Origin of the sequence: Pseudonocardia sp. NPDC049635 (genome assembly GCF_040659795.1) — a bacterium.
Classification (GTDB): domain Bacteria; phylum Actinomycetota; class Actinomycetes; order Mycobacteriales; family Pseudonocardiaceae; genus Pseudonocardia.
The window spans coordinates 175,723-188,129 of record NZ_JBFAON010000002.1 but is presented as its reverse complement, the minus strand read 5'-3'; the positions used below and the strand labels follow the sequence as shown (position 1 = coordinate 188,129).

The following is a 12,407-nucleotide window of genomic DNA, read 5'->3' as shown; positions in this document are numbered from 1 at the left end:
CCCCGGGGTCGGTCGTGCTCGCCCCGCCCGGGGGCCCGTCAGCCTGCGGGCGGGAGGAAGCCGATCCTCTCGTGAACGGCGGCCAGTGTCTCGCCGGACACCTCGCGCGCCCGGGTGGCGCCCGCCGCCAGTACCCGGTCCAGCTCCGCCGGGTCGGCGAGGTAGCCGCGGACCCGCTCGGCGAACGGCTCCGCGAAGGCCGCGACGATCTCGCCGAGATCCTTCTTGAGGTCGCCGTAACCCCGCCCCTGGTACTCGGCCTCGACCTCGGAGACCTTCCGGTCGGTCATCGCGGCGTTGATCGTCAGGAGGTTCGCGATGCCCGGCTTGGCCTCCGGGTCGTAGCGGATCTCCCGCTCGTTGTCGGTGACCGCCGAGCGGATCTTCTTCGCCGACGTCGTCGGCGGGTCCAGCAACTCCACGATCCCGGACGGCGACGACGCCGACTTGCTCATCTTCGCCGTCGGGTCCTGCAGGTCGAAGATCTTCGCCGTGGCCTGCGGGATGTGCGGCTCCGGCACCCGGAACGTCGCGCCGAAGCGGTGGTTGAACCGCTGCGCCAGGTTGCGGGTCAGCTCCAGGTGCTGGCGCTGGTCCTCGCCGACGGGAACCTGGTCGGCCTGGTAGAGCAGGATGTCGGCGGCCTGCAGCACCGGGTAGGTGAACAGCCCGACGGTGGTGCGGTCCGCGCCGTGCCGGGCGGACTTGTCCTTGAACTGGGTCATCCGGCCGGCCTCGCCGAATCCGGTGATGCACTCCAGCACCCAGCTCAGCCGGGCGTGCTCGGGCACGTGCGACTGGACGAACAGCGTGCACCGCTGCGGGTCCAGCCCGAGGCCGAGCAGCTGCGCCGCGGCCACCCGCGTCCGTTGCGCCAGCTCCGCCGGGTCGTGCTCGACGGTGATCGCGTGCAGGTCGACCACGCAGTAGAAGGCCTCGTGGCTGTCCTGCAGGGCCACCCACTGCCGCAGCGCGCCCAGGTAGTTGCCGAGGTGGAACGAGTCGGCGGTGGGCTGGATCCCGGAGAGCACGCGGGGACGGCGGTCGGTCATGGTCGGCATCTTCGCAGCCCCGCACGGGCGCGGTCAGCTCGGTTCCACCGGCGAGACCGATCCCCGGGCGAACGCCACCCCGCACCGGTCGCAGACCAGCCGGACCCGCAGCGCCGCGCCGCAGGCCCGGTGCCGGATCGTGAGATCGACCGGCGCACCGTCGACCTCGGCGTGCCAGCGGTGCGACCAGTCGACCAGGCAGGCGAAGATCGGGAACGCGGCGATCCCCTTCGCGGTGAGCCGGTAGGCCCGGTCGCCGTCCCGCCGCAGCACCCCCAGTTCGACGAACCGGCGCAACCGGTCGGAGAGCACCTCGGGTGAGATGCCCAGTGCGCCGGTGATCGCGTTGAACGAGCAGAGCCCGGTCAGCACGGCACCGAGCACGGTGGCCCCCCATCGGTCGCCGATGATCTCCATGGCGCCCGGGAGCAGCGACATCGGGTCCTCCGGGAGCCGGCCGCGGGTGCGCCTCGGGTGCTGGCGGGCGAGCTGTTCCAGTCCGGGCGAACCGGGCGTCCGGTGCACCTCGGTGTCCCGTGGCCCGACCCCTCCACCGCAGGCCGCACAGCAGGTCAGCACCCCGGCAGGGGCGCCGCAGTCCCGGTGCACGATCTCGGGCAGCGGCACCTCACGCGGCACCCAGGTCTTCTCCCAGTGCCAGGTGGTGATCAGCAGCTTCCAGACGTCGGCGCCGCGATCGGTCAGCGCGTACTCGCGCCGCTCCCGGCCCCCTTCCCGGTAGGGCCTGGTCTGCAGCAGCCCGGCGTCGACCAGGGACCGCAACCGCGCGGACAGCGTCGCGTCGGAGATGTTGAGGGTGTCCCGCCATCCGGCGTACCGGCGGACACCGAGCGCCGCCCGCTGCAGGATCAACAGCGTCCAGGTGTCCGCGAGCAGGCCGAGGCCGCGCCCGACGGCGCCCAGCTTCTGCGGCCGCACCTGTCCGCCTCCCTTGACCTGCCCCGATCATGATCGTACTGTGGAGCCCTGACTCTGCCGATCGAAGCTGGCTGTGCACCCCGGGGAGCGCCGGCGGACGAGGTGGGGTGTGGATCGGGCTCGGGGGGTCCGATCCACCCGGACGGCCGGTCCGGGCCCGCGGCGGCGCTGAGGGGGAGGTCGCCACGGTCCGGCCGGTCGTGCGTGCGGCCTCCGAGGAGGGACGGCGCGCTGGTCAGTCGCCGTCCGGCTCCGCCGCCCCGCTCCCGGGACCGGCGGCCGGTTCCATCGTCACGACGCCCTTGTCCAGGTCGATCGGACCCAGCCGCCACTGCTCCCCGCCCTGCGCGGCGTCCGAGTCCTCGTGGATCCGCTTCCGCGGGAACATCTCTCCGAGCACGCTCATGCCACCACCGTACGGCGCTCGCGCCGCACGGTGGTGGCTGTTCAGGCCGGGGTGAGCGGCAGCATGGTCGGGCCCGGGCGTGCGGCCGGGACCAGCCGCGCCGGCTCGCCGCGGTAGGTGGTGGTCCGCTGCCGCACCGGACGCCCGGCCGAGCGGGCGATCGCGGTCAGCTCCTCCACCGAGCGCTCCGATCCGTTCTCCGAACCGGCCATCCGGGAGATCGTCTCCTCCATCAAGGTGCCGCCCATGTCGTCCGCGCCACCGGCGAGCACCTCCGCGGCGAGGTCGTCGCCCAGCTTCACCCAGGACACCTGGACGTGGTCGATCCGCCCGTGCAGCGCGAGCCGGGCGAAGGCGTGCACCGCCCGGTTGTCCCGTTCGGTCGGGCCCGGCCGGGCCAGACCCGCCAGGTAGATCGGCGCGTTGTGGTGCACGAAGGGCAACGGCACGAACTCGGTGAACGCCGCGGCACCCGCCGCCAGGGACCGGTCCTGGACCGAGGCCAGCGTCCGCAGGTGCCCGAGCCAGTGCCGGGGCTCGTCGACGTGGCCGTACATCATCGTCGACGACGACGCGATCCCCAGCTCGTGCGCGGTCGACACCACCTCGATCCACTGCGCCGCCGGGAGCTTGCCCTTGGTCAGCACCCAACGGACCTCGTCGTCGAGGATCTCCGCGGCGGTGCCGGGGATCGAGCCCAGCCCGGCGGCCTTGAGCTCGGTCAGCCACTCCCGGATCGAGACCCCTGCCTTCGCCGCAGCCGACACGATCTCCATCGGGGAGAACGCGTGCACGTGCATCCCCGGCACCGCCGCACGCACCGCGCGCACCAGGTCGGCGTAGAACGAGACCGGCAGCTGCGGGTCGATCCCACCCTGCACGCACACCTCGGTCGCACCGTCCCGTGCGGCCTCCACCGCCCGCGACGCCACCTCGTCCAGCGAGAGCCGGAACGCGTCGGCGTCGCGCTCCCGCTGCGCGAACGCGCAGAACCGGCAGCCCACGTAGCACACATTCGAGAAGTTGATGTTGCGGTTGACCACGTAGGTGACCTCGTCACCGTTCACCGACCGCCGCACGTCGTCGGCCAGCCGCACCAGGGTCTGCAGAGCCGGGCCGTCGGCGGTGAGCACCGCCATCGCGGCCGCCGCGTGTGCCGGGTCGAGCAGCGCCGCCGGGTCCGAGGCGGCCAGGTCCAGGCCCGCCCGCACGTCGCCGTCGAGCCGCTCGGGCGCCCGGGAACGCTGTTCGGCGAGCTCGGCGGCGATCTCGTCCCAGTCGCCGTAGACCGAACCGAAGTCACCACGCCGATCCTCGGTGCGCCCGCTCGTGTCGATCGTCGAGTTCAGGTCGGTGCGCCCGCTGGAGACGAACCCGCCGTCGGGCTCCTGCCAGGGCCGCCCCTGCACCACCGCGTCCGGATCGGCGAGCCCGTCCGGGGTCGCCAGCGCGGCCACGTGGGCGTGCAGACGGGTGTCGATCCACGGTGAACCGGCGCGTACGTACTTCGGGTACGCGGTCAAGCGCTCGGCCAGCACGAACCCCTCCGCCGCCGTGACCCGGGCCAGCTCCTCGACCGCCGGCCACGGCCGCTCCGGCGACACGTGATCCACCGTCACCGGCGACACACCGCCCCAGTCGTCGATGCCGGCCCGCACCATCAGCCCGAACTCCTCACCCACCAGGTTCGGCGGGGCCTGCAGCCGGATCTTCGGCCCGAGCACGACCCGGGCGACCGCGATCGTCGCGGCCAGGTCCTCGAGATCGGCGTCCGGGTCGTTCGCCATCGCGGTGTCCGGCTTGGCCCGGAAGTTCTGCACGATCACCTCCTGCACGTGGCCGTGCGCCCGGGCCGCGGCGCGGATCGCGAACAGCGACTCGGCCCGCTCGGTGCGGTCCTCCCCGATCCCGATCAGGATGCCGGTGGTGAACGGGATGCCGACCCGGCCGGCGTCGGTGAGCGCGCGGAGCCGGACCGCGGGCTCCTTGTCGGGGCTGCCGAAGTGCGGGCCGCCCTTGGCGAACAGCCGCTGCGAGGTGGTCTCCAGCATCATCCCCATGCTGGCCGCGACCGGCTTGAGCCGGGTCGCCTCCTCCCAGGACATGACACCGGGATTGAGGTGCGGCAGCAACCCGGTCTCCTCCAGCACCGCGATCGCACACGCCCGCACGTAGTCCAGTGTGGAGTCGTAGCCGCGGGCCTCCAGCCACTCCCGGGCCTGCGGCCAACGGTCCTCCGGCCGGTCACCGAGGGTGAACAGCGCCTCCTTGCACCCCTGCTCGGCGCCCTGGCGGGCGATCTCCACCACCTCGTCGCGCTCCAGGAACATCGACTCCAGCCGATGCGGCACCGTCGCGAACGTGCAGTAGTGACACCGGTCCCGGCACAACCGGGTCAACGGGATGAACACGTTGCGGGAGTAGGTCACCACGCCCGGGCGCCCTTCCTCCACCAACCCCGCGTCCCGCACCCGGCCCGCGTGGGTGAGCAGCTCGTCGAGATCCGCGCCACGCGCGGCGAGCAGCACCGCGGCCTCGGTGACGTCCAGCGTCGCCCCGTCACGCACGCGCCGTAACGCCCGCCGGATCGCGGAGGCGGACGGGGCGGCCTGGGCCGGAACGGAATCGGCAGGTGTGTCGGCCATGGACCCACACTAGGTTTCCGGGATCACCACAGCGACCATCGAGCTTCATCAGGTGCTCGACACGTGGCGTGGGTCACTCTCCGACCCGGGCCGCCGTCCCTCCGGTGACGGTGAGGAGCTCGGCGAACGTCGTCGGGAACACCGACCGCGCGATCCCGCCGGCCGCCCAGACCCGGTCGTAGTCGTCGAGCGCGACGTCGACCAGCGTGCGCAACGGCGCCGGGTGCCCGACCGGTGCCACCCCTCCGATGACCTGGCCGGTGGCCGCCCGCACCGCCTCCCGGTCGGCCCGCCCGACGCGCTGCGCCCCGACGAGCGCCGCGACCCGGCCGGTGTCCACCCGGTGCCGCCCCGAGGTGAGGACGAGCAGCGGCTCACCGTCGGCGTCGAACACCAGCGAGTTCGCGATCTGGCCGACCTCCACGTCGAGCGCGGCGGCCGCCGCCGCTGCGGTGGTCACCGCGTCCGGGAGCAGGACCAGCCCGGCGATCGAGGCCGGGTCCGCGCCCGCGGTGCGCAGCGCCTCCTTCACCGCGGCGACCCGTGGGTGGTCGGCGGGATGCTCGGCGGGGACGGTGGTGTCGGTCATGACCCCATCCTGCTGGCCGGCTCCACCGGTTTCTAGCGGGTCGCCCAGAGCAGCATCGCGACCACGGCGACCAGCAGCAACCCGGCCACCGCCAGCAGCACCCAGCGGCTCGCCCCCAGGTCGGCGCCGGCCGGGCCGGGGCGTGCGGCCCGCTCCAGCAGCGCCTGTGCACCGTCGGGGTCGATCCGTTCGGCCGGCTCGGCGGCGGTCAGGCCGGCGATCGCCCGATCCAGAGGGCCGCCGGCCGCGATCCGCGGTCCGGCCGCGTACCGCAGCACGGCACCGAGGCTCCACAGGTCGGCGGCCGGGGTGTCCCCGGCTCCGTCGCGACGCTCGGGCGGAGCGAACATCCCCGGCTCCCGGCACGCGGCACGGGCCAGACCGAGGTCGGTGACCAGCGCGGAGCCGTCCGGCGCGAGCAGCACGCAGTCCGGGTCGAGGCCGCCGTGGGTCCCGCCGCCGGCATGCACGGTGCGCAGCGCCGCGAGCACGTCCCGGCCGATCGCGGCCGTGCGCTGCGCGGTCAGCGGTACCCCGTCGACGAGCCTGCTCAGCGGCCGGGCGTCCGGGTGCTCGGTGACCAGGTACTCGCGCAGGGCACCGTCCGGGGCCCGGTCGGTGATCAGGTCGAGGACACCCACCACCCCGGGATGCTGCAGCCGCCCCGCGGCGCGCACCTCGGCGAGCAGACGTTCCCGCAGCCCGCCACCGTCCGCCGGCACGGCGATCTCGGTGATGGCCACCGTCCGCCCGGTGATCCGGTCCTCGGCCCGGCGGACCGGACCGAAACCGCGCCGGTCCAGCTCGTCGAGCAGCACGTAACGGCCGCCGAGGACACCGGCCCCGGTCACCCGGCGTCCCCCAGCCGGACCGTCACCGGCGCGTGGTCGGACCAGCGACGCTCGTGCGAGGGCGCCCGTTCGACGACGGTCCCGGTCGCGGCGGCCGCGACACCCGGCGTGCCGAGCAGGTGGTCGATCCGCCAGCCGACGTCGTTGTCGAAGGCCCGCCCTCGGTAGCTCCACCACGAGTACGGCCCGTCCACGTCGGGATGCAGCTCACGCACCAGGTCCGCCCAGCCGTGCTCCAGCAGCCCCGCGAACCACGCCCGCTCGTGCGGCAGGAAACCGGAGTTGTTGCGGTTGCCCCGCCAGTTCCGCAGGTCCAGCTCGGTCGGCGCGATGTTCCAGTCACCGGCCACGACCATCGAACGGCCGGTGGCGACGCACCGGCCGAAGGCGGCGCGCAGGTGGTCGCCGAAGCTCCTGCAGAACGCGTCCTTGGCGTCCTGCTTGTCGGTCCCGGCGAGCCCCTTGGGCAGGTACAGCGACCCGACGGTGAGGCCACCGGGCAGGTCGACCTCCAGGTAGCGGCCGTCGAGGTCGGTGGCCGGGTCACCGAACCCGATCCGCACCGCCTCCGGTTCGGCCCGGCTCAGCACGGCGACGCCGTTGCGGCCCTTCGCGGTCGCCGAGGGCGCCATCCGCAGGTGCCAGCCGTGCTCGTCGAGGGCGGCCCGGAAGGCGTCGGGCAGCTCCTCGGGGCGGGCCCGGACCTCCTGCAGGCAGACGACGTCGGCTGCGGTGCCCGCCAGCCACTCGAGCAGTCCCTTGCCGGAAGCGGCCCGGACGCCGTTGACGTTCACGGTACTCAGGACACGGACGGCAACCACGCGACTACTCTGCCGCACCGGCCGGTGCGGCCCGGAACGGGCTCAGCACACGCTCCCGGCCGTCGCGGCGACGCTGTCGGAGGGAACCCACCGCTCACCGCCGGTGAGCTTGCGGAAGCCGGTGTCGACGATCGCCTCGGCCGGGACCTCCTGTCCGCGGCGCAGGGTCTCCACCGCCTGCGCGGACGGGCTCGGTGCCGCCCGGACGGTGACCTCGGCCGCCTGGACGGTCACGGTGCACGCGTTCTCCAGGTTGCCGGTCGCGCCGCCGTAACCCAGCGCGATCGCGGTCAGCCCGACCGCGATCAGGCCGACCAGCGGCCATCCGGTCAGCAGCGACTTCCGGGAGAGCCCGAGCTTCACCTTCGCCACGCGTGTGCTCCCCTTCCCACGACCGCCGTCGCACGTACGGTAACGGCTCCGCCACGGACCGGGGAGACCACCGACCGGGGTGTCGGACGGGTTACTCCTGCGGGCGTCGCGGGGCGGGCGCGGGATAGCGTGGGCACGCAGATGCGGGTCGCCGCGCCGGGGACCCGCCCGGTCACCCCGGGCTCGTCCCCCCGCGCCACCCGTCGCAGGAGATCCGACGAGGCGAGGCAGGCCATACACGCGATGAAGCTCATCTACACGTACACCGACGAGGCGCCTGCGCTGGCGACCCATTCGTTCCTGCCGGTCATCGAGGCGTTCGCCGGGCAGGCCGGGGTCGACGTGGAGACCCGCGACATCTCGCTGGCCGGCCGGATCCTGGCCAAGTTCCCGGACCGGCTGACCGACGCCCAGCGGGTCCCGGACGCGCTGGCCGAGCTGGGCCGGCTGGCGACCACACCGGACGCCAACATCATCAAGCTGCCCAACATCAGCGCCTCGATCCCCCAGCTCAAGGCGGCCATCCGGGAACTGCAGGCCGGCGGGTACGACATCCCCGACTACCCGGACAACCCGCAGAACGACGCCGAACACGCCGCGCGGGCGGCGTACGACTCGGTCAAGGGCTCCGCGGTGAACCCGGTGCTGCGCGAGGGCAACTCCGACCGGCGCGCACCGCTGTCGGTGAAGAACTTCGCCCGCAAGCACCCGCACTCGATGGGCGCCTGGAGCCCCGACTCGAAGAGCCACGTCGCGACCATGTCCGGTGACGACTTCCGGCACACCGAGCTGTCGTTCACCGCACCGGCCGACGGTGTCCTGCGCATCGAGCACGTCGGCACCGACGGCACCGTCACCGTGCTCAAGGACGAGCTGAAGGTCCTGGCCGGTGAGGTGATCGACGGCGCGGTACTGCGCCGGGCGGCGCTGCAGGAGTTCCTCGCCGAGCAGATCGCGGACGCCAAGGAGAAGGGCGTCCTGTTCTCGGTGCACCTGAAGGCCACCATGATGAAGGTGTCCGACCCGATCATCTTCGGGCACGCGGTCCGCGCCTTCTTCGCCGACGTCTTCGCCACCTACGGCGACGATCTCGCCTCGGTCGGCGCCGACCCGGACGACGGACTCGCCTCGGTGCTGTCCGCGATCGAGAAGCTGCCCGCCGACAAGCGGGCCGCGATCGAGAAGGCGATCGACGACGCCTACGCGACCGGCCCGGCGCTGGCCCAGGTCGACTCCGCGCGCGGGATCACCAACCTGCACGTGCCGAGCGACGTCATCATCGACGCCTCGATGCCGGCCGCGATCCGCTCGTCGGGCCAGATGTGGAACGCCGAGGACAAGACCCAGGACACCAAGTTCGTCATCCCGGACTCGTCCTACGCCGAGCTCTACGACGAGACCGTCAAGCACTGCATCGCCAACGGCGCCTTCGACCCGACGACGATGGGCACCGTCCCGAACGTCGGCCTGATGGCGCAGAAGGCCGAGGAGTACGGCAGCCACGACAAGACGTTCGAGATCGCCTCGCCCGGCACCGTCCGGGTGGTCGACGCCGGTACCGGTGAGGTGCGGCTCGAGCACGAGGTCGACGAGGGCGACATCTGGCGGGCCTGCCAGACCAAGGACGCCCCGATCCGCAACTGGGTCGGCCTCGCCGTCGAGCGGGCCCGGGCGACCGGCATGCCCGCCGTGTTCTGGCTGGACGAGACCCGGGCGCACGACGCCCAGCTGATCGCCAAGGTCGAGAAGTACCTGGGCGAGCACGACACCGACGGTCTGACCATCGAGATCCGCGATGTCGCCGAGGCGACCCGCTACACCCTGGAGCGGGCCCGCAAGGGCGAGGACACCATCTCGGTCACCGGCAACGTGCTGCGCGACTACCTGACCGACCTGTTCCCCATCCTCGAGCTGGGCACCTCGGCGAAGATGCTCTCCATCGTCCCGCTGATGAACGGCGGCGGCCTGTTCGAGACCGGTGCGGGCGGCTCGGCCCCCAAGCACGTCCAGCAGCTGCAGAAGGAGAACCACCTGCGGTGGGACTCGCTCGGCGAGTTCCTGGCACTGGCCGTGTCGCTGGAGATGCTGGCGTCGAAGTCGCCGGACCCGCTGCGCGCGAAGCTGCTCGGGCAGACCCTGGACGAGGCCACCGGGAAGCTGCTGGAGAACGGGCGTACCCCCTCGCGCAAGGTCGGTGAGCTGGACAACCGGGGCAGCCACTTCTACATCGCGCTGTACTGGGCGCAGGCGCTCGCCGCGCAGACCGAGGACCCGGAGCTGGCGGCGGTGTTCGCCCCGCTCGCCGCCACCCTCGCCGAGCAGGAGGAGACGATCGTCGCCGAGCTGAACGCGGTGCAGGGCGAGCCGGTCGACCTGGGCGGCTACTACCACGTGGACCGTGCCCGGGCCGACGAGGTGATGCGCCCGAGCGCCACCTTCAACGCCGCGATCGACGGTTTCGCCGGCAAGGCCTGACCGCATCGCACGAGGGCCCGTCCTCCGGGGCGGGCCCTCGTGGCGAGCGGGTCACGCCGCGGGCGGCTCGGTCGGCACCGTCGTCGCCGCGGCCTCCGGCCGGCGGACCTCGGCCCACACCTCGTCCAGCGACAGCCCCAGCACGTCGGCGATCGCGGCGATCGTCGGGAAGGCGGGGGTGGCGACCCGGCCGGACTCGATCTTGCGGAGGGTCTCCGGCGAGACGCCGGCGGCCAGCGCGGTGTCGAGCATCGACCGTGGCCCCCTGGCCCTGCGGAGGAGACAGCCGAGGCGCCGACCGCGCTCGACCTCGGCGGGAGTGAGCGGCAGCCTGACCATGGCGCCGATGATAGTGCCGGTATAGTTTTGCCGGTATTGTTATTCGACGCCGTCGGAGGCCAACCGTGATCGAGATCCTGAACCCCGCAGAGGTCGCCCGCGCACGGTCCGCCGGCGCCCTGGTCGCCGACGTCCTGCAGCAGCTCCGCGCGCGCAGCACACCCGGCACGAACCTGCTCGACCTCGACCGGGCGGCCGCGACGCTGATCGCCGAGGGCGGCGGGAGATCCTGCTACGTCGACTACGCGCCCTCGTTCGGACGCGGGCCGTTCGGCCATCACGTCTGCACGGCCGTCAACGACGCGGTGCTGCACGGACGCCCGCACGACCGGCTGCTCGCCGACGGTGACCTGCTCACCCTCGATCTCGCCCTCACCGTCGACGGGATCGCCGCGGACTCCGCGATCAGCTTCGTGGTCGGCGAGACGGCCCCCGCGGAGAGTCTCGCCCTGATCGCCGCGACCGAACGTGCCCTGGCGGCAGGGATCGCGGCCGCCCGCCCGGGGGCGCGCACCGGTGACATCTCGCACGCCATCGGCACCGAGCTGGGCCGCGCGGGATACGCGATCAACACCCAGTTCGGCGGGCACGGCATCGGGTCGACGATGCACCAGGACCCGCACATCTCGAACACCGGACGCCCGGGGCGCGGCTACCGCCTGCGCCCCGGGTTGCTGCTGGCCCTCGAACCGTGGGCAATGGCGGACACCGCCGAGCTCGTCGTCGACGACGGTGACGGATGGACGCTGCGCAGCGCGACCGGCTGCCGGACCGCGCACAGCGAGCACACGATCGCCATCACCGACGACGGAGCCGAGATCCTCACCCTGCCGAGGCCTCCCCGCCCGTGACGTCCCCGCCCGGCAACGGATTCGCGAGCCGGTCTCCGCACGGGGGCACCACGACCCTCGACCGACCGCCTCCGTCGATCTCCACTGCGATCATCGGGTGATCACGCGGCCCCCGCAGGACGATCAACGACCCGTCCGGACGATCCCCCGTCACCGAGCGTGCGCACCCGCCGGTAGAATCGCGATAGCGATGATCATTATCAAGCCGTCGACGACCGCGCCGCCCCGGGCCTCCCGGCCGGTCCAGCCGAGCGGCACCAGCACCGGCCCCGGTCGCCCCGGCAGCAAGCGGCCCGCCGGCCCGCGGCGGCCACCGACCCGGCGCCCGGCCAGTCCCGCCACCCCGGGCGACACCCGGCGCTGAGCGGCGCCGCGACATCAGGCCCGGCCGAGGCCGGCATCCCTGGCCCGGACGATCGCCTCGGCGCGATCCGCCACGTGCAGCTTCGCGAAAATGTTCGAGACGTTGTTGCGCACGGTCTTCGGCGACAGGTACAGCGCGCCCGCGATCTGCTGGTTCGACCGCCCTGCCGCGAGCAGATCGAGCACCTCCCGCTCCCGGGCCGTGAGCTCCGGGAACACCCCGATGGCCCCCGGAGCCCCCGGAACCCCCGGAACCCCCGGAGCACTGAAGAACTCGGCGATCCGGCGGGCCAGCGCCGGGCCGAACACCACGTCCCCGCGCGCCACGCCGGTGACCGCCCGGACGATCTCCGCCTGGTTCGCCCCCTTGAGCAGGTACCCGCGGGCACCGGCCCGCATCGCGGCGAAGACGGTGGTGTCCTCCTCGCTCATCGTCAGTACGACGACCCCGATCGACGGTGACGCCGAGACGATCTCGCGGGTCGCGGCGATGCCGTCCGGGCCGGGCATCCGGACGTCCATCACGACCACGTCCGGCTGCAGGTCCGCGGCCAGCGCGATGACCTCGGTGCCGTCCCCGGCGACCCCGACGACATCGATCCCCGGCACCGAGCGCAACAGCATCGCCAGCCCGTCGCGGTAGACCGGATGGTCGTCCGCCAGCAGCACCCGGACCGGCTCCTCGCCGTCCTCGTTCGCCACGA

12 protein-coding genes are annotated in these 12,407 nt (G+C 73.1%); 2 read left to right on the top strand and 10 right to left on the bottom strand.

Annotated elements, in window-relative coordinates:
* Nucleotides 1–38 precede the first annotated feature (38 nt).
* From trpS to AB0J24_RS03560, 8 genes are all read right to left on the bottom strand, one after another.
* The gene (trpS, locus tag AB0J24_RS03595; RefSeq protein WP_358674841.1) at nt 39–1,052 is read right to left on the bottom strand and encodes a tryptophan--tRNA ligase; all 1,014 of its coding nucleotides are present in this window, start codon (nt 1,050–1,052) and stop codon (nt 39–41) included.
* Between the two features lie 33 nt (nt 1,053–1,085).
* Nucleotides 1,086–1,991, bottom strand: a complete 906-nt coding sequence (locus tag AB0J24_RS03590) for a helix-turn-helix domain-containing protein (RefSeq protein ID WP_358674839.1) — start codon at nt 1,989–1,991, stop codon at nt 1,086–1,088.
* A 235-nt stretch (nt 1,992–2,226) separates the two neighbouring features.
* Entirely contained in the window at nt 2,227–2,397 is a 171-nt protein-coding gene (locus tag AB0J24_RS03585; protein ID WP_358674837.1) for a hypothetical protein, read from the bottom strand.
* A 41-nt stretch (nt 2,398–2,438) separates the two neighbouring features.
* A complete protein-coding gene (locus tag AB0J24_RS03580; protein WP_358674834.1) occupies nt 2,439–5,042 on the bottom strand; it encodes a bifunctional FO biosynthesis protein CofGH in 2,604 nt (867 codons plus the stop codon).
* 73 nt (nt 5,043–5,115) lie between these two features.
* Nucleotides 5,116–5,631, bottom strand: coding sequence for a YbaK/EbsC family protein (locus AB0J24_RS03575; protein WP_358674831.1), 516 nt, complete (start codon nt 5,629–5,631; stop codon nt 5,116–5,118).
* A gap of 32 nt (nt 5,632–5,663) precedes the next feature.
* On the bottom strand, nt 5,664–6,482 hold the full coding sequence (locus AB0J24_RS03570; RefSeq protein ID WP_358674828.1) for a hypothetical protein: 819 nt from the start codon (nt 6,480–6,482) through the stop codon (nt 5,664–5,666).
* Complete coding sequence (locus AB0J24_RS03565; protein ID WP_358674825.1) at nt 6,479–7,276, bottom strand: exodeoxyribonuclease III; 798 nt, start codon at nt 7,274–7,276, stop codon at nt 6,479–6,481. Before AB0J24_RS03565 ends, AB0J24_RS03570 begins: the two co-directional genes overlap by 4 nt.
* Nucleotides 7,277–7,345: 69 nt before the next feature.
* On the bottom strand, nt 7,346–7,675 hold the full coding sequence (locus tag AB0J24_RS03560) for a hypothetical protein (protein WP_358674823.1): 330 nt from the start codon (nt 7,673–7,675) through the stop codon (nt 7,346–7,348).
* A gap of 243 nt (nt 7,676–7,918) precedes the next feature.
* Here AB0J24_RS03560 and AB0J24_RS03555 point away from each other — a divergent pair, with 243 nt between their 5' ends.
* Complete coding sequence (locus AB0J24_RS03555) at nt 7,919–10,150, top strand: NADP-dependent isocitrate dehydrogenase (RefSeq protein WP_358674820.1); 2,232 nt, start codon at nt 7,919–7,921, stop codon at nt 10,148–10,150.
* A gap of 51 nt (nt 10,151–10,201) precedes the next feature.
* Here AB0J24_RS03555 and AB0J24_RS03550 read toward each other — a convergent pair whose 3' ends face one another.
* Nucleotides 10,202–10,489, bottom strand: coding sequence for a helix-turn-helix transcriptional regulator (locus tag AB0J24_RS03550; protein ID WP_358674817.1), 288 nt, complete (start codon nt 10,487–10,489; stop codon nt 10,202–10,204).
* A gap of 65 nt (nt 10,490–10,554) precedes the next feature.
* On the opposite strand from AB0J24_RS03550, the gene map reads away from it, so the two are divergent.
* The gene (gene map / locus AB0J24_RS03545; protein ID WP_358674814.1) at nt 10,555–11,340 is read left to right on the top strand and encodes a type I methionyl aminopeptidase; all 786 of its coding nucleotides are present in this window, start codon (nt 10,555–10,557) and stop codon (nt 11,338–11,340) included.
* A 378-nt stretch (nt 11,341–11,718) separates the two neighbouring features.
* On the opposite strand, the gene AB0J24_RS03540 is transcribed toward map, so the two are convergent.
* On the bottom strand, nt 11,719–12,405 hold the full coding sequence (locus tag AB0J24_RS03540; protein ID WP_358674811.1) for a response regulator transcription factor: 687 nt from the start codon (nt 12,403–12,405) through the stop codon (nt 11,719–11,721).
* Nucleotides 12,406–12,407 lie beyond the last annotated feature (2 nt).